The organism is Myroides odoratus, assembly GCF_965118575.1.
Lineage (GTDB): Bacteria > Bacteroidota > Bacteroidia > Flavobacteriales > Flavobacteriaceae > Flavobacterium > Flavobacterium odoratum_B.
The window spans coordinates 47,444-71,482 of the sequence record NZ_CBCPHW010000008.1 but is presented as its reverse complement, the minus strand read 5'-3'; the positions used below and the strand labels follow the sequence as shown (position 1 = coordinate 71,482).

Here is a 24,039-nt window from a genome sequence, read left to right as displayed (position 1 = left end):
AATTTAATTGTAAGCATTTTGATATTTACAAAATGTAGTGTGAAAAGATAATAAAGTGTCTTTATACGCAATTTGTAAAGCAATTAAGATTCACTTTTTTCACCTTTTTAGAGATTTTAATTGTTGTTGAGCTAATTGTTTAGTCAATAATCAATTTTTTTTGTTAAGTAGTTGTTAAACGGCTGAATTTTATTTGGTTGTTTTACAGATACTTATGTTTTGTTATAACAATTATTTATATGTTTTGGCGTTGTGTGCAAATATTGCGAATATAATGGCAAGGTAATTGGTGATTCGGGAATAGAAAAAGAGTTTATACACGGAAAAGAAAAAGTTATGTTACAAGCAAATGAAGTAATTAAAAGATTGAAGCAACTGCTGGGGTACAAGAATGACCTGGAGTTGGCAAAATTATTAGGAATAAAACCAAATACATTGTCGTCATGGAAGGTTCGAGAAACACTGCGCTATGATAAAATCATTGAAATATGTAAGAAACATAAGATTGATTTAAATGATTTGTTTTTAGCACATCCCAATTCGGTTCTAAATGTTGATTTGGAAAAAAGAAGGGTAAAGATGATATCGGTGGATCATCACATTGAATATTTTCTAAACCCTGAGAAATGTTATGGAACATCTCCTTCTTGTGTTTTTCCAACAGAAGAAGAAATTGATATGGCTTTTCAAATTGGCGTTGAGAATATGAATCCTACCATTCGAATTAGTTCGTATGTTTTAACAAAGAAAATTGAGTTGGCAGAGATTAAACCCTGGCATATTTATTTATTAGTAGTGGAAGGCAAAGGTATTTTATGTTATCGTTTTAAGCGTTATACAACAGAGGGGGAATTACTTCTAATTAGCGACAACCCTGCTTTTGATAGTCTATTGGTTAAATCAAGTGATATTAGAGAAGTGTTTTGTATTCGTGGCGCATTTTTACCTAATATTAAAAACGTATCAGAATATTAGTGCTACTTTACTTACTGAATTAATATTCAGCTATTTATTACATTTTTAAATTGTTTTAAGAAGATAAGATAACCTCTTATCTTCTTTTTTTATTAAAAAAAGATTAATAAAAAGCAAAAATAGGCAAAGCGGTTAAAACCGTTACTATACAGCGGTTTTTAAAATTGTAGTCTAAAGTTGGAGGTCGGTGTACGGTAGGTTTTGGGCTTAAAATGACATGGTTAGGTTACTAAATCATTACCTGTTTAGCTTGGCAATGATTGGTGTAAATAGTTATAATTCAGCAATTTGCATTATTTTTCATATTTCCTTGTAACTCATTGATAGTTAATTTTAAACATTAAACAATTGAGTTATGGAAACAGTGAAAAGATCTACCTTCAAGCTATTATTTTACTTGAAGAAAAACGAACCAAAGAAAAACGGTAATGTCCCTATTATGGGTAGGATTACCATTGACGGAACCCCTAAAACATTTGGTGCCAAACTGGAAATTGATCCCAATAGCTGGGATTTGAAACATGGGCGTGTATTGGGCAAGAGCAACCAGGCATTAAGCACCAACCAGAAATTGGATAAAATCCGAGTACGTATCAATAAGATTTATGATGATATGTTGAAAGACGAAGGTTTTGCAACTTCACAGAAAGTTAAGCTTTCGTTTCTCGGCGTAGGTGTTATGGACGATGCCATCCTTAAAGTGTTTAGGGAACAGAATACAGATTTTGAAAAAATGGTTAGCAAAGGCAAACGTTCGCAGAACACCTATAACAAGTACAAGACTGTTTACAGCCACCTTAGCATATTTATCAGGGAACGTTATCATAGGGATGATATGGCCTTTAGGGAATTAACAGCAGATTTTATCAGAGAGTTTGACTTCTTCCTACGCATCGACCAGGATTGCACCCACAATACTGTTTGGGTTTATACCATGCCGGTTATTGCCCTTGCCGACCTTGCCATCAAAAAAGGACTGATACGTCAAAATCCTTTTGAGGATTATGAAATAAGCATGGAAGAAACAGATCGTAGCTATCTTCTCAAAGAGGGAGTTGAAAAGTTGATGTTTCTAAAAACTTCAGACCCAAAGTTCGAACTTGTAAAAGACCTGTTTATTTTCAGTTGCTTCACAGGGCTTTCATACATTGATATTAAAAAGCTGAGATCAGGCAATATCCAGTCATTCTTTGACGGTCACCAATGGATCATAAGCAGGAGAAAGAAATCGGATGTTGCTTCCAACGTCAGGTTAATGGAAATTCCAAAACTGCTGATAGAAAAATATCAGGGAACCACACGTAATGAATTTATATTTCCCGTTCCAGCAAATGCAACCTGTAACAACCACGTTAAAAAACTGATTGGCGAAGCGGAGATTATTACTGAAAATAAGGTGACCTTTCACACGGCAAGGCATACTTTCGCCACAATGTTCCTGACGGAAGGTGTACCCCTTGAAAGCCTTAGTAAAATGATGGGACACAAGAATATTTCGACCACCCAGATATATGCGAAAATAACCAGTCAAAAAATAAGTAAGGATATGGACTTGGTATCGCCAAAGTTTGCGGCTCTAGAAAGTGCTTTTGTAAATATGCAGCAAGAAAATATTATTACAGGTGGAGTTGTTACCGATGAAAAGGAATTTGAACTTGTCACCTTATAATTTTTAGTGTTTACATCAAAGCAGGATTTAACGATCCTGCTTTTTTTATGCCCATACCTGAGAGCCCAAAAAACATACTACAAACATCTTTTTAGCATTTAGCAATCTCCATTACGTGGCCAACGGCGGCCACCCTGAGGGAAAACAGGGCACTTAAAAGTGCTTTTAAAATTCAGCCTCGATGGCTGCATGCTTTCTGACCACATCGGGCCATTTCCCCAATGCCATTTTCACCACCTTCCACATAGTTTTTATCCAAGAACCGGTATGCTGTTTTTGTCCCATTTCAAGAGCAAAGGTATGATCGTGTTCTTAACGCAACAGCAAGGTCATGCCCTCCGGGTTTGCAAAATAATCTCCACCCAAGGGTAGTATTTTTTTGGCAAAACCTTGCTGCTGCTAAACACTAACCTTTTATGCTCGTGAAACGATACAAAGCATACTCCGGCTCTTTACACGAATAAAAAAAATGTCAGAATTGAAAATTATCAGCATTGGAAATGGAAAAAGTGAAACGAAAACAAGCACCTCCTCTCATTGCCGAATAAATCAAATCAAAAAAATCAAACAGGAATTTAACAACGTAAAATCGAAAATTATGAACATCACAGGTAGATTGACAAGAGATGCGGAAGTACGCACAACGTCACAGGAAAAACAGGTAGTAAACTTTTCAGTAGCGACAAACGACAGCTACCGTAACAAGCAGGGCGAACGCATTGAGCAGACAACCTATTTCGACTGCTCCTATTGGATAACGCCAAACGTAGCAAGGCTACTCAAAAAAGGGACTTTGGTAGAACTATCTGGCAGGGTAAGCACGAGAGCTTGGACTGGGAATGACGGAGAACCGAGAGCAGGATTAAATTTCCATACCTCTAACATCAAACTGCACGGAGGTAGCAGAAAAACGGAAACAGTACAAGCTACTGCACAAGCCGAAAACAACAAAGCTACAGCACAGGAAACAGAGGACGACCTCCCATTCTAAAACAACTATTCATTCAATTTTTTAACATCAAAATTTAGCATTATGGCACATAATATCAATTTCAACGAGAGAACAGGACGTTATTCATTTTTTAGCGTACAACAAAAAGCGTGGCACGGTTTGGGGCAAATCGTGGAGCAATACCCGACAAGTGAGGAAGCTATCCAACACGCAGGGTTAGATTACGAGGTAGTTAAATCCCCACTGTTTACCAAAGGATCGGGCATTATCGAAACTTCGAGCGGTATTGAGATAGGCAGTAGCGAATTGGAAGTACCCAACTATTTCGCCAACATACGCACCGATAACAATGCAGTATTGGGCGTAGTCGGTAAAGATTACCATATCGTTCAAAATAGAGAAGCCTTTAATTTCTTTGATGCTATCGTAGGCGGTGGCGAGGGTATTCTGTACGAAACCGCAGGAGCATTGGGCAACGGAGAACGCATTTTTATCACAGCCAAACTGCCCGACTATATCCGTGTAGGCAATGGCGATGACGTGACCGAAAAGTACATTTTCCTGACCACTTCGCACGATGGTAGCGGAAGTATCACAGCCGCATTTACGCCCATTAGGATTGTATGCCAAAACACGCTGAATGCCTCACTACGCAGCATGACCAATGTAGTCCGTATAAAACATACTTCGGGAGCGAAACAGCGTATCGAGAATGCCCACAAGATTTTGGGATTGGCTAACACATTGAGCAATCAGTTAGAGGGCATTTTCAACGAGTGGGCAAAAGTAAAGGTATCAGACCGAGAGGTAAGAAAGCTAATACAGTTGGCACTTTGCCCGAACAAAGAAACGCTTGACCTTATCAAAAAAGGTGCAGAGGATGAAATCTCCACCGTGTTCAAAAACACCGTTGATGATGCGTTTAGCTATGCGATGATAAGCGATACCCAACAAATGGACACCACCAAAGGCACATTGTTCGGAGCGTACAATGCCGTGACAGGTTACTATCAGAACGTAAGAAATTACAAGAATGATGAAGCCAAATTACAGAGCATTGTATTGGGTGGAACGGCTCAAATCAAATCACAGAAAGCATTTGAATTGTGTACCGCATTTGCTTTGGACGGTGCGGAAATCCTAAACCTTAATTAAATAACCACAGGCTACCGCCTTAATCGGTGGTAGCCTACTATAAACCAAAGCAATGACAATAGGGATATATAAGGCAACGCTGAAACACGATACAGGCACAACAACGCTCAGAGTAGTATCACTAAGCGGAAAGCAGGGAGCGATACAGCAGATAACAACCGCAGAGGGTTGTCCCGAATGTGCCATTGTGGACATAGTAGAAATTTTTAACGATACAAGACGGCAGGATATGAAAGCAAAAACAATCGAGGAAGCGAAAAGTCTGGCGAAGACAAAGAGCCTTGAAAAGAAGCATAAGGACGATAGCATATTTATTATTTACTGCAATCGTACAGCGTATTTCTATATCGACACGGACGGTTTAATACGCCTTTGGGAAAAGTCGCACGGTTACTATGTAAATGGTATTTATACCGCTGATAAATCACACGCATAACTATTAATATTAAAACATTTGATTATGGCAAATTGGTGTAGCAATGCGGTTGTTTTCGAGGGAGAACCCGAAGCAATCGAACAGATACAACAGCTATTCAAGGCAATGGCTAAAAAACAGGAAAAAGAAGAATGCGGTCAACTGCCCGACTTCGTAGAGGATAGCAATGGCGGTTATTTCTTCAACATCTATTGGAACGAGGGAGATACAGGGATTTTTCAGTACGAAACAAAATGGTCGCCCAATACCGAAGTGCTGAAAAAGATAGCAGAACACTATAACGTGAGTTTCTCACAGGACTATGAGGAAATGGGCAACCTTGTATATGGCAGTGCAAACTATTCTGACAAGCTACTCACGGATATTTATTTGGAATACGAGGACTTTGAAAAGTTTCAGTTTGAAGAAGAAACCGATACCTACCATTTTGAGGGCGAACAACACGAAAGTGATTGCGACATACTGGAAACTCTATTGGAACGGAAAATTGAAAATCATCAACATTAAACCCAAGTACAATGAAAACGGAAACAATAGCCACAAAGTTTGTACGCCACGATGTACCCGAACTGCAATCCCTGCAATACGCTAAAGTATACCTGCTAAGGGAGAAATTGAACAAGGGCGAAAAGATGAACCGAGCCGAGAAAAATTGGCTTGCGGAAGCCGTAAACCGAAATGCCTTTTTCAAAAGAGCCGTTCCATTGCAGGGTTATCGGTTTGGGTTTGAAGATGTGCTGAAAACCTATTTGGTAAAGCAGTACGACAGTTGGCACGAATACAATGCCCCCGACAAAACAAGCCTTAGAACCATTGTTTACGGCAGGATTGACCAAATCGCAGAAATCACAAATTAATAGGATAGAAATGTACATCACAGATTTAAACGGTTGCCTAATTGAAGTAACAGACCTTGACGAAGCCATTAAAATAACGGCAGATTACAAGGAATACAGGCACAGGGACAAAAGTCTTTCCGACTTCGACAAAAAGCAAATAGCCTATTGGACGGATATGTATGAGAAACTGACAGCAATCAAAGAACAAGTAACAACACATTAAAATTTTAGAACGATGAATACCAATTTTTTTAATCAGATACAGCAGTTGGACTTTACAGGAGTATTGCAACTGAACATTTCCAAAGGGATAGAAAGCAACCTAATTGTAACGGTATTACTCAACAACGAGCAATGCGGAGATAATGCCAAAAACCTAATTCCCCCATTAACATTTAATGCCACACCGCAGGAGTTTGACGACGGCTTTTTTGAGCAGATAACTACGCCTATCCAAACCATTTCGGGCGTAATGGTAGATATGGAAAAATTCCTAAAGCAAATGGAGGAAGTCAAAAAACAATCGGCAATGGAAAAGGAAAAATCCGATAAGGAAAAGAAAGAAAAGGAAGCCAAAGACAAGAAGTACAAAGAAGCAATGGCAAAGGCTGATGAACTGGAGGTAGCCGGCAAATTCCGTGAAGCGTGGATGAAAGTGCCGAACCTTGCCGATTTTCCCGAATATGCAGAAGCCATACGCAAACGTAAAACTTCCCTATCTGACAAATTCGCTACACCGAGCCTTTTCGGTGCAACGGAAGAAGCAACACCCGAAGCACCGCAAGCGGAAGAAGTTACAGACGATTATCCGATAGACGACACGGACGAAGAAGAATAGTGTTAACCTAAAAATCAAAGAATATGTTATTAGCAACGCAACTACAGAGAGTTTTTATAGTGAACGACAAGGGGCAGGAAATCAAGCTGACCGACCCCGAACCAAAATGGAGCGTACAGGCGGTATTGAATTTCTATTCCAATACATACCCCATATTGACCACCGCAAAAGTATCAGCACCACAAATCAAGGACGATACGGTACAGTACCGTTTTGAGAGTGCTATGGGAACAAAAGGTTAAACCAAAACAGTAAAACAATGACTTATGCAACGACATACCATATCGGGAACATTCAAAATGCCCCAAGAAACCAAGCAACGGCAATTGCACCGCCAGTTAAACGAGTTCGCAAACTGGATGCAAAGACCCAAGGACGCAAACGAAATCAAAAAGGACAAACAGCAGTCCGTACCGAAAGCTATGTTGCCAATGGTTTTCTAAAGACTTCCTTTCTGCAAAGATTGGAAGAAACGGAAACCGTACAGGCTTGCAGGGACAATGCCAAAATGGAACGGGATTTTTATACCTCCCTTTCCCAACTCGCAGAGCATTACGGTATCACTCCCAAACCCACGCAATCTTTGGGTTATCCCTACAATATTGCACTGGCTTTAAAAGATGCGGAAGAACAGCTAAAGCAGAAAGTGAAGGATTGGGAAGAAATCAGACTGGTACAGGATAGCAAGAAAACCTTTTTCACAACCGAAGAACGATACAGTACAGGTTCAACGCTTTACTATATTCCAGTATTACCGCTGTATCGTTGGCTGAAAGACCCCAAGCGAAAACATACCGCCCAATTGCTTCTATCGGTTTGCAGTTACCTGTACCACCTTGCCGATATTCCGTATTACAGGCAGGAAAGCAGTTACCTATATTGGATGTACGAAATGCAAAAGGATTGGGTAACAGAGGACGATTACGGAGAGGATACAGAAAACAATCTCGGTGAATTTGCACAAGCCGAATGGATTGGCGACTGCATGGAAAAGAAGATATATCACAATGCCAATCTAAAGCATTTTAAAGAGCGTTTAGACCGTTTTAAAGCCAAAGATACCATAGATAAGGATTGCTTGAAAGTAGCACAGGAAGCCTACGCCATTTATCAGCAGTACCCAAGTGAAAGCATATTACGCAACGCCAAACCAAATGGCGAAGCAAACGAAGAAGACATGGAAAATATCATATCAATGGAAAAATATATTTCTTTCTGTGCCGATGGCAAAGGATGGCTGATGGATAATCTTGTCGAATCGGTAAACAACGAATTGCAGGAATACGGACAGATGGAAGAACCCATGATTATCAAACGATTTGACGGAAGCGACATCACCGCAAATACATTGGAATTTGAGAACCGCCTGTTACCGATGATTGACGAACTGACCTACATATTAAACAATTTTTAAAACAGAAGCTATGAACGACATAACACAGGATTTCGGAACGCTTTACTATCCTAAATCGGCATTGGTTTTTTATCAAACCACAGGAAAGGGCAACGATACGTATGTAGAGCATTTTGATATGGACAAAAACGGTACGCCTATAAATGCACACCCTTTGACCGTACAGGAAGCAAACCGACTTGCAAAGGCATTGAAGACCGCAAAAGAGGAAAAAGACCCTTTATTGAAACCGCAGGGAATTATTGGAAGCCATATTTTACATTTTGACCCGAGTGGCAATAAGGTGGTTTGGTTTACAAAAGCCATGCAGAGGGAATTGCATTTTACAGAAAGTTTGGGTATCCCAAAAGGCAGGGCAAATGTACCGCCTATGTTGTGGATAGCGAACCGCAACGGTTTGGCGGTATTTGCTCTGACAGGCGACCGCAGACCGACCGAAAAAACAACTTTATACAATGCTCCCTTTTTTAACGTGTACGAGGATGGAAATGTATGTATGGGAACGGTAGATGTGAGGATTAAAAAAACGGCATCGTTGGAAGAATTCATAAGCGAATGGGAAGGTTTTTTCTTCAATAGCTATTTCAGCCACCTCATGCACGATTTTAACCCGATAAAAGGAAATTGCGTAAGCCTTTGGGAAAACCTTATCGCCACAGGCGAAGCCTTTCCAATGGAAGTTTTGACCAAAAGTAAGCTAACCTTAAAAAATATATTGCGATGAACACAGAAAAAATAAAAGTCCATTTTACGGACAATAGTTTGATAAATCCTACCAATCCCATATCGGTAAACCTTATCGGTGCAGGTGGCACAGGTTCAAAGGTTTTGACCGCCCTAATGGAAATGAACCACAGTTTCATTGCATTGGGACACGCAGGATTGTCCGTTCGCCTTTGGGACGATGATGTTATTACAGAAGCAAATTTGGGCAGACAGCGTTTTGCAGAATGTGAGGTCGGATTATATAAATCCGTTGCACTCATCAACCGAGCCAACCGTTTTTCGGGTACGAACTGGAAAGCCGAAACACAGAAGTTTGAAAAAGACACTATCGGTAAACTTGAAAACGTACAGGCTACTATCTTTATAACCTGTGTGGATAGCGTACAGGCGAGGTTTGGTATTGCCGAAATACTTAATGAAATGAATAACGGAAAATATCATCACAACAAACCCAAATACTGGTTAGATTATGGCAACAGTCAGCATACAGGGCAGGTATTGTTATCTACCATAGGCGATGTTCCGCAACCGAGTTCAGACCGATTTGAAACAATCGCCAATCTGCCAATGGTAACGGAAGAATTTGGCGACCTGCTGAAACAGTCCGAGCAGGAAGATGATACGCCAAGTTGCTCACTGGCAGAAGCATTGGAGAAGCAGGATTTGTTTATCAATTCCGCATTGGCTCAAATGGGTTGCTCCTTATTGTGGGGATTGTTCCGCAACGGATTGACCGAAAACAGGGGTTTTTTCCTAAATCTGAAAGATTTCCGCTCACAGCCCATTTCAGTCGCCAGATAGCAAAATCGGGCGGCAAAAATGCAATTCCTTACTACGGTCGGAAACGCATTTTTGCATCCAAAAAAGGTGCAGCCACTTTGCTAAAAATCTTCCATTTCATTCTTCCATTTCCCTATTTTTCTCAAATAGGTTGCGTTCAGGTTTCAGGGATATTCGTTATCCCTTTTGTTATTATAGCGAACTTCTTTTCTTTCCACATCTGCGACCAAAGAAAAGAAGCAAAAGAACGTCGCTTAATTATAATAGATATTTTAGGCTATTAAGGTTGCAAGATTATTAGTTACTAAAATATTCCTTTGCAATTTTCGACACTCCCACACTAAAATATCTTTCGCCGTTATAAACCACCTCAATAGCTTTTTTAAGTTCGTCTGGGTCTGCACCTTTTAACACATAGCCGTCAGCTCCGCATTCAAGCATTTTCAAAACATCTTTTTCTTCATCGTTCACACTGAATGCAATAATTTTGATAGCTGGATATTTTTTACTTAATATTTCAGTCAATTCAAATCCGTTCATCACAGGCATATTAACATCCACAATGCAAACATCAGGAATAAGGTGGCTTCTTTCTATTTTTTCTAAAGCTAATACGCCATTTTCTACTTCAAACATCATAGCAAAACCAAAGCTATCCAGAAATTGGCAGATACCATTTCTAAGCATATCGTGGTCGTCAATAATGGCGACCCTAATTATTTGTTCTTTTTTCATTTTCTATTATTTCGTTTAAATAGGTTAAAAAATCCGAGATTGGATTTAGATAAATCAGTGGTTCTATCATTATGAGGCATGCCATCGTCAAACGCAATATCCCTAATCTTAAATCTGGAAAGCCATTTCTTGAAATGAGCTATATCATCAGGTTTAAAACGTACGATTTCACCATTTTTGAGGGAGATAATAAAAATATCTATACAGAAGGAGAATGCTGATAGCTGTGACGCAGGATGGTCAAAATCAGGGTATAAAATATGCTCGTTATCCATAGCCTTAATGTTTTTTAGGTTGTGGAAGCCTTGCACAAAAAAGAAGCGCAGGCAACTACACTTACCGCACATTGAGGTACTGGTATACCCGACAACGAATAAGCGAGCGCCCACGCCTTTGGCATGAGCGTTCTTCCTTATCGTCCCGTTGTCTAAAAATTACCAGTTTTCAATGTGGGACTTAAAGCAAAAACACTTTAAGATTTTCTATATTTTCGACAACAAATGTACGAATGTTGTTTGTTATATTCAATTATTAGGTACGTTAAGAAAGGTAGTTTTGTAAATTTGTGATAAAGAAATTTTATATGTTTAGACATAAAGGGAAAGGACGTACTTATTCCCACAATCTCAAATTAGCCTCAATTCTATCTGGTGTAGCAGGCGTAGTGAATATCGTAGGGGTATTAGAATTAAATATGTTAACCACTAATGTAACAGGACATTTTGCATTCTTTTCCGAAGAACTGGTATTGAAGAATTACAGTATGGCTTTTATTTATCTTTTCTATATTATTTTCTTTCTGTTCGGAGCTTTTATGTCAAGCCTGATTATGGAATGGGTCTCAAAATACAAACCGCAGACTTCTTATGTGATACCTATAATTATTGAAATAGCACTATTACTTGGTGTTGGTTTCTCTGCCTTTCTGTTACCGAAAGAACATCACTCAATTGCTATCCTTTTGTCCTCCGCTTTACTTTTTTCTATGGGTTTGCAAAATGCACTGGTAACCCGTGTATCTCAGTCGGTGGTACGAACCACACATCTTACAGGACTTTTTACAGACTTGGGAATAGAATTATCCCAATTGTTTTTCTATAGAGAAAAGCTGGAACGGTTACGATTAAGAAAAAGCATTTTTTTGAAGTTAGCGATCATTTCCTGTTTCTTTCTCGGTGGTATCATAGGCGGGTTTACTTACCCGTATTTTGGATCAAAAACACTATTATTTCCTGTTACCTTATTGTTGTTCACCCTGTGGTATGACCGCTTATTATTTCGATATTATTATTTGAGAAGGAAATTCAGAAGTCAGCACTAAGCTTATTTCCAGTATAATTTTGCTCCAGTACAGATAGAATGTCTGACTGCTTATAAATTATCTTGCCTCCAATCTGTACGAATGGCAGGATATTATCATCACGGTATTGCTGTAAAGTCCTCTTGCTGATATGTAACAACCTACAAACATCTTCACCCGACAAGTAGATTTCTCCGTTCATTACAGGACGGTAGTTCTTCAGTATTTCTTCAATACGGTATCTCAACCGTGTTATCATTTCCTGATGGGCTATGATTTCTTCGGCTTCATTCGTCAATAAATCCATTGTGATTTGTATTGTAAGGCTGTCCGGCTTCGAGCAAAGCCTGTACATCCGAGAGTTTATAATAATTCTTGCGGTTCAGTTTTGAATACGGGAGTAAGCCTTTGTCCTTATAGGTCTGCAAAGTCCGTTTGGTAATATTCATCATCAAGCACACCTCCTGATTATCAAGCCACTTTTCCTCTTTAAAAATCGGGGTGTATTTTTGGGTAGCATTTTCGGTCAGTTCCAAAAGCTCCCTTATATCATTCTTCATTCCGTCCAATGCGGATTTTTGTACTGCGATAACTTCCATTGTTTGCTCAATTTTTATGTGGAAGTTGAATTTATAAAGGCTTTTTGCAGGGTTGGCAAAGGTTGCACCCGTTGGCTTTGAAAGGCAGTATTTGTCGTTATGCTATAAGTTTTCAGAGACTTTTATTTTGTAAATTTGAAAAGATAAATTCTACTGACGGTCATTCTAGCGAGCGATACCACAAAAACCGATGAAGTACAAGAAAATTAATCCTTGCAAAGAGTTAGATCCCCTTATTCATTTCTATTGGGAACTGAAAGGGAACGAGACTGAAAGGCAATGGGAACGGGTTTTTCCAGATGGTTGTGCTGGTATAGTAATGAATGCAGGAAATACTTGTTTGACAGATAACGGTTCTGTTTCTATGGACTTCGGGAAGACTTATGTAGTTGGTGCAATGAACTCTTTTAAAGATAGCTTTATTGACAGCGATACACATTTGTTAGGTGTGTGCCTGAAACCTGGAACTTTTGATAATTTCTATAGCTTTGCTTCACAAAATGAGCTAACCAACGACACTATTGAATTTGAAAAACCTAATTCATTTAATGTTGACAAGATATTTGACAACCCATTCGATTATTTTGACCAATTCTTTTCGAAAAGAATAAAGAGTAAAAACAATCAGCTACAATCAGTTATCAATGATATATATTTAACAAACGGTCAAATCAGCATTTACGAACTATCAAAAAGGAATTTCATAACCGTAAGACAGTTGGAACGAAATTTTAAAAAATTCATTGGATTATCACCAAAAGAATATTCAAATATTATTCGTTTTCAAAATGCTTTAAGATTAATCAAAAACTCAAATCAAACACGGAGCTTGTTAGATATAGCATTTGAATGCGGCTATTATGACCATTCGCATCTTAGTAATGAAATCAAGCGAAATACCGGACTTTCACCATCGCTATTATAATTTGTCGCATTTTTACAAAGTGCAACTGGTTTTCGAAAAGTAATTTTGTCAAAACATTTAAACTGAAATCACATGCGAAAAATATCACTTTTCATTGCAATGAGTTTAGACGGTTACATTGCACAACCAAATGACGACCTAAGCTTTTTGAAACTTGTAGAAAAAGAGGGTGAAGATTATGGCTATGCTGAATTTACGTCCACAATAGACACGATAATTATTGGTCGAAAAACCTATGACTATGTAGTTAACGAAATCGGAGCATCTCATTATGACAACGGTCAGCGGGATATTTATGTCATCACAAGAACTGAAAGACCGAAATTAGGCAGGACTACTTTTTATACAGGAGACATCACGGAATTAATCAAACGGTTAAAATCGGAAAATGGAAAGAATATTTATTGTGACGGCGGTGCTGAAGTAATCAATGAGCTATTGAAACATGACTTAATAGACGAGTTTGTAATTTCGATTATTCCAATTTTATTAGGTAATGGAACAAAACTTTTTAAAGACGGAAGACCGGAACAAGCTATTGAATTAGTAACAACAAAAACATTCGAAACTGGATTGACGCAACTACACTATAAGCGGAAAAAGTAGATTTCAGTTTACTTTTTTAGTTAACCAAAAATCGGATAACCTCGCGGGCTATCCGATTTTCATTCAAATATTATTGCTGGATGGAATATTATTTTCGTGATGATTGTTTTATCTGTTGCATTTTTTTAATCTTCTCTTTGTTCTTGTCTCCTTTAGAAGAAGCCCATATACCTAACAGTCCGAAAATAATCAGGGCGTATGCAATCCATTTGCCAATACGTTCTATAAAACGTAAAAATACCGATGCTTCAAAGCTCGAAAAACCTTCTGTTCCCATAGGGCTTCGTCTGTAAAATTTCCTACGACTTATCCAGTAGATAAGCCCAATGCCCAATATAAGGGCGACAATGCCTATTACCAAAGTAGGAGTATCCATAAGCTACACTTTTAAATTAACGGTCATTCTCACTTCTATAAAATTAAACATTTTATTTGTATGAATAAAAAAACGGCTTACCTTTCGATAAGCCGTTACTTTACAAACACATAGTGACCTAATCGCTACTATTGAACTGAAAGCTTAACTGCTTTTCATTTCCGAAGCTGTCCGAAATCCAAACCTCAAAGGACTGTGATACGGCAGAAGTTGAAGTATAATACAACCTGAATTGTTCCGATGGCAACGAATATAAATCGTTAGGCAGGTATGGTGGTTCATCATAATATCTTAAAGTACCTTGCCCGTCAAACTGGAAATATCGCAGGAAATATTCTGTATCCATGTAATTACCCTTTCGCTGTATGGTAATGCGTATCTCAACGGTCTGCCCATTGGCAACATCTTTGGGTATAGGCATTACATTTACCTCGAAAGGAAAATTGTTCTGTATTTCGAGGTCATCATCTTTGCTACAAGATACCAGCGAAACCGAAGCTGTGAGGATTGCCAATAGTATATATGTAGGCAGTAGTCCCACTCTGAATTTATTAAAAATTGCTCTCATTGTTTTTCGTTTTAAAAGTTAAACCTTAATCCTACACCTGCGGACGGTCGGAACTGTTCCAGATCCGTACCCCATAAAACCTTTGTACGCCCTTGCAGGACTAACACAAATCGGTCTGAGAGGTAAGTTTCAAAGGTTAGCCGTCCGCCAGCTCCGTAAATGAAGTTGTCCTCGCTTACTATTTTCGCACCGTCATACAACATCGCTTCGCCACGATTGATGCTTTCGTAACCGACTACGCCCATTATTCCTGCATTCAATGTGATATTCTTCCGGCTATCGCCAAGCAAGAACAAACTATAACCACCCTCGGCGGTGTAGATTTCCTGCGGTATGCGGAGGGTTTTATAGTCGTGGTATTGGTGCGTATATTCCAACGCCCAAATTTGGTAATTCCCGTTCTTACCGTTGACGGTCATCCCGATATTGAGGTAATAATCGTTACCGATTTTATCATCGGACAATACGCCTGCACTTGCTTCCAATCCTTTCTGTTTGGGCAGCATTCTTTGTGCCTGTGTAACCGTGATGGTCATCAGGAGGAGCATCACGGTATAGATATACTTTTTCATATAATTGCTTTAAAGGATTGTTAAAATTTCAGGTGCATATCATTAATCAAACGAGCTTTGATTAAATCGGAATTTTCTATCTGTAGCGTTTGATGCCTACCACCGTTCTTCTCAAAAATTTCAATCAAAAGCACCTTATCATCGGCAATGGTAAACTGATCTAACAGGAATACATTTTGCTCCATTGATTTTCCACTAATTTCGTCCAATGGCTTATAAGCACGTAGCGGTATCATTGGTCTTTCCTGTACTACAGTGCGTTTAGCTACTTTTTTATCCACAACTTTGAAATTGATAAAATCAATCTGAAACGGTACATTGGTACGATTTCTCAATTCGGTATGGAAGTAGTATTTGCCATTATGGATGTAAATACCTTTCAGTATAAACTGGATACCAAAACTCTTAGCTCCGATATGTTTTACAATACGTTTATCGTTTTTGTAAATGGTTTCTAAAAGCAAGCCAGCCAATGACGGAGAATTGTCGCCCAATTCTTCAAAAAGCACATCGTTACTGTTGGCTTTATCTACTGCTTTTTGCATCGTCAAAAGGTCATAGCTCAGTGCTTCCGGGCAAGAACTGTAATAGACATTAAAGCTGTAAAAACGTCCGTCATTGGTAATCACCGAAAAGTTCGTTTCCTGCTCAAATTCCCTTACCGATGCTTTTACACGCAATACGTTTTCCGCGTCATCCGCTTTTCCGGCAATCAGGTATTCACTGCCCAGATCCACATAACGGATGGCAGTCGGGAAAATCAGATGTGAAGTTTTATCATAGGTAACTTCCATTTTGTACGGGGCTATCTTGCCCAAAGCAAGTGGAGTTTTTGATTTTGCACTGTCCTGTGCAAAAGAGGTTACGGCTAAGCCGATGGTCAGGGCAAATGCTCCAAAGATTTTAAAAAGATGTTTCATTATTTTATTTTTTGAGTTCAACATTATTTTTTTGATACGAGAAACACCTGATGTCCTGCCTTTAGCGTAACTTTTGGTGTGCGAACCTTTTTGGCGAAATAGCCCGAAATACCCTGTACCACGCCACGGCTTAGATCAGCTGCAACCTGTTGTCCGGCATTTTGAGTAAGCATTAGGCTTGTTCCAGATTGTTGGCTCATATTGCCGGCCATTTCGGTAAGGGCATTCATTTCGGGAGAGTACGGAACATACAGACCCTGCTGACCGTCCAGATCGTAAATGGTAATCTCAACCGGAATGATATTGCCATCCAATTCGACAGAGGTTACTTTTAGCTGTAAACGTCCTGCCTGAAATTTGGCATTTGCCGTTACAATAGTCCCTTTTGGAATAGTACGGCTGGGCGTTTGGGCAGTTTCGAGCAAACGTAATCTAACTCCTGTCTCGCCAATTACCGTTTGTGCATCGTGTACGCAGGCTTTGATACTGTTTTTAGGTTGTGTGACCTGCTGGGTAGAACCTGCCGTGTAGAAGCCTCGGTTTTTGGCCTGACTCCAGTCGGCTAAAAAGGCACTATCTGTAGGCTCACGATACAAGGCAGATACGGTATTTTTTCTTGCTGAAGTGAATGATACAAAATGTTCTTTTTGTGTAGATACTTTTGGAGCCGGAGCTGCATCCTTGGCAGGCAAGGCTTCTGCTGAATTTGTACCTGTCGGAAGATACTTCGCTGCCATCTGATAGGACTTTTCCATCAATGCCAATTGGTCATCTACGGTAGCTGTTTTAGGTACATCCTTTTCTGCCAGTTGCTCTTTTAAATCGTCCAGCTGTCTGCGGAGTTCTATCGTTTCACGATCGTCATCCTGGTAAAAAGAACCTAATGTAGATTGTGCGTTACGGTAGCTGTTGACTGTCGGATTACCATATCCACTGGTCTTTTTTCCAGCGTAGCTTTCTTGCTTATCAATCGTTTCATCTGTTAGTTCTTCTCTTTCATCGGTATTCCAATAATCAGAGAGCGTGGTCAACGAATTTCGCTTTTCAACATCCTTCTGTTCCAGCATATCTTGCTCATAAGCCTTTTGCTTGTCTGCCTGCATTCCTGCTCCTGTAGCTTGCGGAACCGCATCGTTCAGTCCAATGTTTTCAAGTTCTTTCTTGTCTTCCGATGGTTTAAAGATGAGGTACATGCATCCAAGAAAAACAATTCCCATCAAGCCAAATATCAATGGCTTTTTCAACTTATCCATCTTATTCTGCGTACTGTCTTGCAGTACGTCAGTGGTTGCTGTCGGATTTCCTTCCGTTACCCGAACAACCGTCTTTTTGTTTTCACTTTCTTTCATAAATCCTATTTTTAAAAATTGTTGATAATGTGTCCTGCAAGACTGTAGGACGTTCTTTATTTTTGAGGACAGGGTTTTCAATATGCTTAATGACCATATTGTTATCTGACTTTCCTGCATCATACCACACTTTAAATATTACCCCTGTGGTAAGAATTAGGTAAGCGACGAAAAAGTACAATGTGTATTTATGCTGTTTGCCAACGGGCAGTGCTCGCCAGCTTTCATCTAGCTTGTCAAAGTGCCTGTCCATGTTTGCTCTTAGTTTTTTCATAATTGTTGTTTTAAAGCTTGAAACGCTTAGTGCTTTTATCAGCCTTTTGCGTCTGCTGCTCGTTTACCAAAGCGACTGCCTCCACCGCTTTTGGAGCAGATATTACAGACAGGTTTGTCAGTTCTGATTTTTTCAGCAGTTGCCCGAATTGGTCTTTCCTTTCAATCTCCATTCTGTTGAGAGAAAATTTTCCGTTCAGGTATTTTACCCACATACAGCATTCTACACTTGGCTTATCTTCGCCCGACCATTGCAGGTAGCCTGTCAGTAGCAAGTCCTGTTTAGGCAAGCTGTCTATACCTTTTTGGCAGTTTTCAAGGTATTCACTAATGCTGTCTTTCAATTTTCCGGCATACGCACCCTGCGTATGAAAAAAGCCGTTATACCCTTTGTCGGTAAGGATTTTTACGAACGTATTTAAATCTGATAATGCTTCCATAAGATTGTTTTTTAGCGTTCAATAACTTCAATGTCCTTATTCTCCAGAACTGCAAACTTTTCAATATTGAAACCCTGGGGATTATTGTCTGAACGAACGGAGTTTACGAGATAGCAGGAAGTAATCAGGTTACGCCTGGTTACGTTGCTGGAACGGATAATGAATTGTTTCGCATAGGTGCGTACCGCATACGGATAGGTGTCGAAATTGCAGACAACGCTATCCACCTCAATACGCTGCTGTACATTGCCTGATATGATACGGTTGTAGTATCCTTTTTCCGAAAGGTCTTTGTAATAATCAAAGGCACTTTTATCTGCAAGATTGAAGGCCCTTTTCATATTGCTTTCAATGGCGTTCTTATCGGGAGCAAGTGTAAAGAAGAGTTCGTGAAAACGCCTGATGTGTTCTCGTGCCTCTACCGGGCGGTTGATACTTGCATCCTGCGAGAGTGCCAGCATCAATGATTTTCCATTATCCAGTACATAAACCTTTTGGCGTTGCTGCTCCGCAAAGTGGTAGGACTGCCATACGGCATATCCTACAACACTTATACAGAGTACGGCAAATACAAGGGCGTACAGCCTGATTTGGCGAAAACTGTTTTCGATATTTCTTAATGTTTTAAATTCCATTTTCTTAAATGTTTAATTGTTTTTATTTCCCCATTAATTTCCCGCCGATGTTTCCTGCTGCCGAACCAGCTCCAGCTCCGGCAATATTTCCGGATTTCATTGCCGTCTGGTTTACGTTACGTGTAAAGTTTCCTGCACCGCCTGCCTGGATGATCCAGCCTGTTACGGTTGGGATTGTGAAGTATCCTACGATACCGATAATCATAAATATGATGTACATGGTATTGCTTGTATCAGGTATATAGGTCGGATCGGCAAGCATGGCGATATCCCGTTCGAGTATCAGCGACTGTATTCTTGCCAGCATGGAACTGAAAAGATCGGAAACAGGCAGCCAGAGGTAAACGCTTACGTATCTCGTGATCCATTGCGTGAGCGTGGACTGAAAACCATCCCATACGGATATGGCAAAAGCTATTGGACCTAGTATGGAAAGCACTATCAGAAAAAAGGTCCGTATCGTATCAATGACGAGTGCCGCTGCCTGAAAAAGTATTTCCAGCAGATTGCGGAACCATTCCTTTATGGCTTTTTCTATCTGATAGCCTGTCCTGTCCATATACATTCCTGCCATTGTCCCTATATCGGAAGGTGACCAACCTAATTCATCCAGTTTTTTATCAAACTCTTCATCCGATACCATGTAGGCGGTTTCAGGATTTCTGACCATTGCTTCATATTCCAACTGGTCTTTCTGCTGTTGCAATTTATTGAGGTCAAGTACCTGATCTTCGAGTATGGCATGGGTTCCCGTTACCACGGGGCTCAGTACTGCATTGATGGTTCCCAGCACAATAGTTGGGAAGAACATAATGCAAAGCCCCAAAGCAAACGGACGCAAGAGCGGAAACACATCAATTGGTTCGGCACGGCTGAGCGCCTGCCAAACCTTTAATGCCACAAAGAACAGTGCGCCTAATCCTGCAAGACCTTTAGCCACGGCCGCCATATCGCCTGCAAGCGGCATCATATCATCGTATAGTGAACGCAGGACTTCGTGAAGGTTATTCCATTCCATTTTTACCAGTATTTTTGGTTAGAAGTTCCGTATAGGTCGAGCACTCTCTTGGCATCGTTTTTCTTTTTCGCTCTCAGGTAGCTTACCGATATGTTCTTGTTGGTGTAATAGCGTACAAGGCTGTGGTATTCCTTAACTTCCTTATATACACGGTCAATAACATCCATACGCTCTTTGTCATTAAGCGAAAGGCTTGATGAGCTGATGATCTGTTTGAGTTCTTTCAGCAGTTCCGTACTTTCATTAAGCAGTGCAGAATAGCCATTGCCGATAGCAGTCAGTTCCTGTGGTGAGAAATTGGGATCGTTCATCATCTTGCCGAAATTCTGCACATACATTTCGGAAACATTACCTACCAAGAGTACAGTTTGCTGCACCTTACGGGCATCTTTTACCAGATTGTTTATGGCCTGAAGCTTATCGTAATATTCCTTTCCCTGCTTATAGACCTTTTCCACTTCCTTGAAATTCTTCACTACATTACTTACTGTGGAAGAAGTCTGTATGATTTCATTAGCACTGTTGAGAATACCCGATGCCAGATTTGCAGGGTCGGTTACTACAAATTGAGCTTTTGCTGAAGGTGCTACGGCAAGCATTAATGCCGTACACACCAGATACATTACTTTTTTCATTGTTCTGAAATTTTAAATTGTTAATGACTATTGATTTGATTTATCACGTCGCTGCATAGCGATGTGCTTAATGGCGAGCTCTACATTGCCGTCCAATTCTCCGGCGAGTTGCATGACTTCCATTTTTTCCGTTTCTTCGGTGGTATAGGCGAGATATTCCTCTAAACTCACTTCTGTGGCATATACGGCAGACTCGGTTCCCCCCAAACCGATCCATACTTCTTTGTAAAGCCTTGATGGGTCGTTGTTCATATTGATAGAAAGCACCTGTCCTTTTTCCTTGTCGGTCAGCCCCAACATCGCCTGTATATCATCGAATTTGTTCATGTACTTGCGCTGGTCTAATAGGATTTTACAGTCGGAATTGTTGATGATACTTTCCTTGACGATTGGCGATTGGATGATGTCGTCCACCTCCTGCGTTACGACAATGGCTTCTCCGAAGAATTTCCTGACGGTTTTAAACAAATATTTTATGTATTCTGCCATCCCTTCCTTCGCAATTGCCTTCCATGCTTCCTCAATCAAAATGAGTTTTCGGATACCTTTAAGCCTTCGCATCTTGTTGATAAACACCTCCATAATAATGATGGTCACTATGGGAAAGAGAATTTTGTGATCCTTGATCGCATCAATTTCAAATACAATGAAGCGTTTGGATAAAAGGTCTAACTGCTTATCAGAATTAAGTAGGTAATCATATTCGCCACCCTTATAATAGGGCTCCAGTACGTTGAGGAAATTGGCGATGTCAAAGTCTTTTTCCCTGACCTGTTTTTCCTCTAGTACCTTGCGGTAATCTCCTTGCACATACTCATAGAAGCCATTGAAAGAAGGAAAAATACCCTCGTTTTTGATACGCTCTATGTAGCCGGAAACAGCATTGGATAAAGCGACTTCTTCAGAACGGGTTGGCGGTTCGTCATCACGTTTCCAAAGTGTCAGTATCAAGGTCTTTACACTTTCACGCTTTTCAATATCGAACACGCCATCATCGGTGTAGAATGGATTAAAGGCAATAGGATTGTCTTCGGTATAAGTGAAGTAAACACCGTCTTCACCTTTGGTCTTTCCTTTGATGAGTTCGCATAAGCCCTGATAGGAATTACCTGTATCTACGAGCAGGACGTGAGCACCCTGTTCGTAATACTGCCTTACCATATGGTTGGTGAAGAACGATTTTCCCGAACCTGAAGGACCAAGTATAAACTTGTTTCGGTTCGTGATAATCCCACGTTTCATCGGCAGATCCGAAATATCCAGATGGATTGGTTTTCCGGTCAGTCGGTCAGCCATCTTTATACCGAATGGCGATGGCGAATTGTGGTAGTTGGTTTCTTCCGTAAAAAAGCACAATGCAGGCTCAATAAACGTATAGAAACTTTCCTCACTCGGAAAATCGCCTGCATTGCCCGGCATTCCTGCCCAATACAATGTGGCTACGTCCGTAGTGTTGTGTCTTGGCTTGCATTCCATTAGTGCCAAGGCACTTCCACAGTCATTTTTCAACTGTTTCAGTTCTGCCGGGTCTTCCGACCACGCCATTATATTGAAGTGCGCACGAATGGAGGACAGCCCGAAGCTGTGGGCTTCGTTCAAGTACTTTTCTATCCACTCTTTGTTGATTTGATTAGCTCTGGAGTACCGAGCCAAAGAGTGCATATTCCTTGCAGACTTCTCAAACTTTTGCAGGTTGTCTTCGCTGTTGTCTAAAAACAGGTATTGGTTGTAGATATGGTTACAGCTCAATAGCAAGCCTACGGGAGCGGCGAATGATAAACGGCAGTCACTCCGGTCGGTGGATAGTTTTTCAAATCGGGTATCTGCTGATACTGTTCCAGGCAGGTCTTCCGTATCGGACAAAGTATGCAGTGATAATCTTTTGTTGCCAATACGAACTTCTTCAGTTCCGAGTGCGATATCCTGCATTGGTGTTCCTGTTTCTCTTGACAACGTAAGGTATTGCTCCAGTAATCCCTGTTTATCATCCGTTCCGATAATTTCGTCTTCGGTAAGGCGTTGCAGGGTTATGAAACCGCTATCGTTCACGATACGTTCAAACTGTGCTACCGCTTCCATAAATCGGTGTATCGTTTCCTTGTTCCTGATTTCCTTTGGTATCAGTGAACCTTTGCAAAGCGAACTGAAGTTGCTTTGCATCCGCATTCTTTCCTTTGTGGTCTTGGTAAGGAATAGGTAGCAGTAGTGGTTAAGAAAAGGACGTTCGTTGAAATGGCGCTGATAGGATTTTGCCAAAAAACTCTGGTCTTCCTTAGCCAGATCGGGAGCGTAGTTTTCTTTGATGTACCAATCCTGTTTGTGGATAACCGTAAAATCGGGCAAGGTTTTGATCGCTTTGTGCCAGGCGGAATGCATGGCTTCGTATTCCGCGGAAGCTACCGTGAAGAGTTCCGGCAAACGCACAGCAAAGCAGGCTGTAATGTCCGCATCTTTGGATAGGATGCAGTTGTTCTCTACTGCCAGCAAAGGAAATTTGTTTTCCAGCGTTGTTGTTTTAGATGCATTTCTCATACGGTTTTGGCTTTAGGCGTGAACTTTAAATAGCGGTGTACAGGCTTGCGACAGATGATGTAGCGGGGATGTCTTTTGTTTGCTCCGATTTTCATCAGTCCGTGTTCGCCATACTTTCTGTTCAGTAAAAAGGTCTGCCACACGATTAAGGAAGCACCACCTACTCCGAGGAGAAGGCATATGTAGGAGTTTACGCCTACCATATACAGTATCATCACAAGGATAAGTGTACCGAGAAGTCCACCGGCGAAGATGAACAGGTATTGTGCTTTCAGCCCTTTAAACTCAACCGTCCTTCCGATACCTTTGTTTATGTTGTAACTGTTCATAAGACAAAGGACTAAAGGAAGAATGAACGCAGAATAGTAGCTGCCACGATAAGGAATATACACGCACCAAACCAGCTCGCCGCAGTTTTCGATGTATCAGGGTCACCACTGCTGAACTTATTATACACCTTAACGCCTCCGATGAGCCCAACCACCGCACCGATGGCGTAGATTAATTGCGTTGCGGGATCGAAATAACTTGTTACCATTTGGGTAGCCTCGTTGATACCGGCTGTGCCGTTTCCCTGTGCGAATGCACCAATTCCTGACAGCATTGCCACTGCTGCCAGCAAAACTTTTTTTCTCTGTTTTTCCATAATTGAAACACATTAATTAGTTATCCTTAACCCACACCTTGTGGGCTTTCGTGACAAAGGTGTTTCAGAAAATGAGGCAGTCTAACAAAGTGGTAGTCAAAGGAATTGTTTGGCGGTGAGTGGCGG

33 protein-coding genes are annotated in these 24,039 nt (G+C 40.4%); 16 read left to right on the top strand and 17 right to left on the bottom strand.

Features of this window, described 5'->3' with window-relative positions:
• The first annotated feature begins 336 nt into the window (after positions 1–336).
• The 13 genes from ACMHJ2_RS08355 to ACMHJ2_RS08295 all read left to right on the top strand — a co-directional run bounded on the left by ACMHJ2_RS08355 (position 337) and on the right by ACMHJ2_RS08295 (position 9,805).
• The gene (locus ACMHJ2_RS08355; protein ID WP_413512529.1) at positions 337–975 is read left to right on the top strand and encodes a helix-turn-helix domain-containing protein; all 639 of its coding nucleotides are present in this window, start codon (positions 337–339) and stop codon (positions 973–975) included.
• A gap of 355 nt (positions 976–1,330) precedes the next feature.
• The gene (locus ACMHJ2_RS08350; RefSeq protein WP_378170109.1) at positions 1,331–2,644 is read left to right on the top strand and encodes a site-specific integrase; all 1,314 of its coding nucleotides are present in this window, start codon (positions 1,331–1,333) and stop codon (positions 2,642–2,644) included.
• Between the two features lie 598 nt (positions 2,645–3,242).
• A complete protein-coding gene (locus tag ACMHJ2_RS08345) occupies positions 3,243–3,635 on the top strand; it encodes a single-stranded DNA-binding protein (protein ID WP_378171020.1) in 393 nt (130 codons plus the stop codon).
• Between the two features lie 42 nt (positions 3,636–3,677).
• Positions 3,678–4,751 (top strand): DUF932 domain-containing protein, encoded by a 1,074-nt coding sequence (locus ACMHJ2_RS08340; RefSeq protein ID WP_378170108.1) that lies wholly within the window; start codon positions 3,678–3,680, stop codon positions 4,749–4,751.
• Positions 4,752–4,803: 52 nt separating this feature from the next.
• On the top strand, positions 4,804–5,187 hold the full coding sequence (locus ACMHJ2_RS08335; protein WP_290297217.1) for a hypothetical protein: 384 nt from the start codon (positions 4,804–4,806) through the stop codon (positions 5,185–5,187).
• Between the two features lie 24 nt (positions 5,188–5,211).
• A complete protein-coding gene (locus ACMHJ2_RS08330) occupies positions 5,212–5,694 on the top strand; it encodes a hypothetical protein (RefSeq protein ID WP_290297214.1) in 483 nt (160 codons plus the stop codon).
• A gap of 11 nt (positions 5,695–5,705) precedes the next feature.
• Entirely contained in the window at positions 5,706–6,044 is a 339-nt protein-coding gene (locus ACMHJ2_RS08325; protein WP_290297212.1) for a molybdenum ABC transporter ATP-binding protein, read from the top strand.
• Positions 6,045–6,054: 10 nt separating this feature from the next.
• On the top strand, positions 6,055–6,249 hold the full coding sequence (locus ACMHJ2_RS08320) for a hypothetical protein (protein ID WP_290297210.1): 195 nt from the start codon (positions 6,055–6,057) through the stop codon (positions 6,247–6,249).
• Between the two features lie 12 nt (positions 6,250–6,261).
• Positions 6,262–6,864, top strand: a complete 603-nt coding sequence (locus ACMHJ2_RS08315; RefSeq protein ID WP_290297207.1) for a PRTRC system protein E — start codon at positions 6,262–6,264, stop codon at positions 6,862–6,864.
• A 23-nt stretch (positions 6,865–6,887) separates the two neighbouring features.
• The gene (locus ACMHJ2_RS08310; RefSeq protein WP_290297206.1) at positions 6,888–7,106 is read left to right on the top strand and encodes a PRTRC system protein C; all 219 of its coding nucleotides are present in this window, start codon (positions 6,888–6,890) and stop codon (positions 7,104–7,106) included.
• 17 nt (positions 7,107–7,123) lie between these two features.
• Positions 7,124–8,278: a hypothetical protein gene (locus ACMHJ2_RS08305; protein ID WP_290297204.1), complete on the top strand. Its 1,155-nt coding sequence runs from the start codon at positions 7,124–7,126 to the stop codon at positions 8,276–8,278.
• A 10-nt stretch (positions 8,279–8,288) separates the two neighbouring features.
• Complete coding sequence (locus ACMHJ2_RS08300) at positions 8,289–9,002, top strand: PRTRC system protein B (protein ID WP_290297203.1); 714 nt, start codon at positions 8,289–8,291, stop codon at positions 9,000–9,002.
• On the top strand, positions 8,999–9,805 hold the full coding sequence (locus ACMHJ2_RS08295; protein WP_290297201.1) for a PRTRC system ThiF family protein: 807 nt from the start codon (positions 8,999–9,001) through the stop codon (positions 9,803–9,805). Before ACMHJ2_RS08300 ends, ACMHJ2_RS08295 begins: the two co-directional genes overlap by 4 nt.
• A gap of 276 nt (positions 9,806–10,081) precedes the next feature.
• Here ACMHJ2_RS08295 and ACMHJ2_RS08290 read toward each other — a convergent pair whose 3' ends face one another.
• Both ACMHJ2_RS08290 and ACMHJ2_RS08285 read right to left on the bottom strand, forming a co-directional pair.
• On the bottom strand, positions 10,082–10,519 hold the full coding sequence (locus ACMHJ2_RS08290; RefSeq protein WP_290297199.1) for a response regulator transcription factor: 438 nt from the start codon (positions 10,517–10,519) through the stop codon (positions 10,082–10,084).
• Positions 10,516–10,794: a hypothetical protein gene (locus tag ACMHJ2_RS08285; protein ID WP_290297197.1), complete on the bottom strand. Its 279-nt coding sequence runs from the start codon at positions 10,792–10,794 to the stop codon at positions 10,516–10,518. Before ACMHJ2_RS08285 ends, ACMHJ2_RS08290 begins: the two co-directional genes overlap by 4 nt.
• A 308-nt stretch (positions 10,795–11,102) precedes the next feature.
• Between ACMHJ2_RS08285 and ACMHJ2_RS08280 the strand changes: the two genes are divergently transcribed.
• Positions 11,103–11,840, top strand: coding sequence for a YoaK family protein (locus ACMHJ2_RS08280; protein ID WP_290297195.1), 738 nt, complete (start codon positions 11,103–11,105; stop codon positions 11,838–11,840).
• Here the strand turns inward: ACMHJ2_RS08280 and ACMHJ2_RS08275 are convergent.
• Positions 11,824–12,126 (bottom strand): helix-turn-helix domain-containing protein, encoded by a 303-nt coding sequence (locus tag ACMHJ2_RS08275; protein ID WP_290297193.1) that lies wholly within the window; start codon positions 12,124–12,126, stop codon positions 11,824–11,826. The two genes, ACMHJ2_RS08280 and ACMHJ2_RS08275, sit on opposite strands and share 17 nt — an antisense overlap.
• On the bottom strand, positions 12,107–12,418 hold the full coding sequence (locus tag ACMHJ2_RS08270) for a helix-turn-helix domain-containing protein (RefSeq protein ID WP_290297191.1): 312 nt from the start codon (positions 12,416–12,418) through the stop codon (positions 12,107–12,109). Before ACMHJ2_RS08270 ends, ACMHJ2_RS08275 begins: the two co-directional genes overlap by 20 nt.
• 190 nt (positions 12,419–12,608) lie before the next feature.
• Here ACMHJ2_RS08270 and ACMHJ2_RS08265 point away from each other — a divergent pair, with 190 nt between their 5' ends.
• A complete protein-coding gene (locus ACMHJ2_RS08265; protein WP_290297189.1) occupies positions 12,609–13,343 on the top strand; it encodes a helix-turn-helix transcriptional regulator in 735 nt (244 codons plus the stop codon).
• Positions 13,344–13,415: 72 nt separating this feature from the next.
• Positions 13,416–13,949, top strand: a complete 534-nt coding sequence (locus ACMHJ2_RS08260) for a dihydrofolate reductase family protein (RefSeq protein WP_290297187.1) — start codon at positions 13,416–13,418, stop codon at positions 13,947–13,949.
• An 88-nt stretch (positions 13,950–14,037) separates the two neighbouring features.
• Here the strand turns inward: ACMHJ2_RS08260 and ACMHJ2_RS08255 are convergent, their stop codons facing one another.
• From ACMHJ2_RS08255 to ACMHJ2_RS08195, 13 genes are all read right to left on the bottom strand, one after another.
• Positions 14,038–14,325, bottom strand: a complete 288-nt coding sequence (locus ACMHJ2_RS08255; protein WP_290297185.1) for a molybdenum ABC transporter permease — start codon at positions 14,323–14,325, stop codon at positions 14,038–14,040.
• Positions 14,326–14,443: 118 nt separating this feature from the next.
• On the bottom strand, positions 14,444–14,893 hold the full coding sequence (locus tag ACMHJ2_RS08250; RefSeq protein ID WP_290297184.1) for a DUF3872 domain-containing protein: 450 nt from the start codon (positions 14,891–14,893) through the stop codon (positions 14,444–14,446).
• An 11-nt stretch (positions 14,894–14,904) separates the two neighbouring features.
• On the bottom strand, positions 14,905–15,465 hold the full coding sequence (locus ACMHJ2_RS08245) for a conjugal transfer protein TraO (protein WP_378170103.1): 561 nt from the start codon (positions 15,463–15,465) through the stop codon (positions 14,905–14,907).
• Positions 15,466–15,485: 20 nt separating this feature from the next.
• Complete coding sequence (traN, locus tag ACMHJ2_RS08240) at positions 15,486–16,385, bottom strand: conjugative transposon protein TraN (protein WP_290297180.1); 900 nt, start codon at positions 16,383–16,385, stop codon at positions 15,486–15,488.
• Positions 16,386–16,408: 23 nt separating this feature from the next.
• A complete protein-coding gene (gene traM, locus ACMHJ2_RS08235) occupies positions 16,409–17,734 on the bottom strand; it encodes a conjugative transposon protein TraM (RefSeq protein WP_378170102.1) in 1,326 nt (441 codons plus the stop codon).
• Complete coding sequence (locus tag ACMHJ2_RS08230; RefSeq protein ID WP_353959946.1) at positions 17,721–18,008, bottom strand: nitrogen regulatory IIA protein; 288 nt, start codon at positions 18,006–18,008, stop codon at positions 17,721–17,723. The genes traM and ACMHJ2_RS08230 overlap by 14 nt, the downstream gene beginning before the upstream one ends.
• A 10-nt stretch (positions 18,009–18,018) precedes the next feature.
• Positions 18,019–18,447, bottom strand: a complete 429-nt coding sequence (locus tag ACMHJ2_RS08225; protein WP_290297178.1) for a hypothetical protein — start codon at positions 18,445–18,447, stop codon at positions 18,019–18,021.
• A gap of 11 nt (positions 18,448–18,458) precedes the next feature.
• Positions 18,459–19,082, bottom strand: a complete 624-nt coding sequence (traK, locus tag ACMHJ2_RS08220) for a conjugative transposon protein TraK (protein WP_290297176.1) — start codon at positions 19,080–19,082, stop codon at positions 18,459–18,461.
• Positions 19,083–19,104: 22 nt separating this feature from the next.
• Complete coding sequence (gene traJ / locus ACMHJ2_RS08215) at positions 19,105–20,100, bottom strand: conjugative transposon protein TraJ (protein ID WP_378170101.1); 996 nt, start codon at positions 20,098–20,100, stop codon at positions 19,105–19,107.
• 2 nt (positions 20,101–20,102) lie between these two features.
• A complete protein-coding gene (locus ACMHJ2_RS08210; protein ID WP_290297175.1) occupies positions 20,103–20,735 on the bottom strand; it encodes a DUF4141 domain-containing protein in 633 nt (210 codons plus the stop codon).
• A gap of 27 nt (positions 20,736–20,762) precedes the next feature.
• Positions 20,763–23,267 (bottom strand): TraG family conjugative transposon ATPase, encoded by a 2,505-nt coding sequence (locus tag ACMHJ2_RS08205; protein ID WP_378170100.1) that lies wholly within the window; start codon positions 23,265–23,267, stop codon positions 20,763–20,765.
• Positions 23,264–23,596: a DUF4133 domain-containing protein gene (locus ACMHJ2_RS08200; RefSeq protein ID WP_413512439.1), complete on the bottom strand. Its 333-nt coding sequence runs from the start codon at positions 23,594–23,596 to the stop codon at positions 23,264–23,266. Before ACMHJ2_RS08200 ends, ACMHJ2_RS08205 begins: the two co-directional genes overlap by 4 nt.
• An 11-nt stretch (positions 23,597–23,607) precedes the next feature.
• Entirely contained in the window at positions 23,608–23,913 is a 306-nt protein-coding gene (locus ACMHJ2_RS08195; protein ID WP_026706465.1) for a DUF4134 domain-containing protein, read from the bottom strand.
• Positions 23,914–24,039 lie beyond the last annotated feature (126 nt).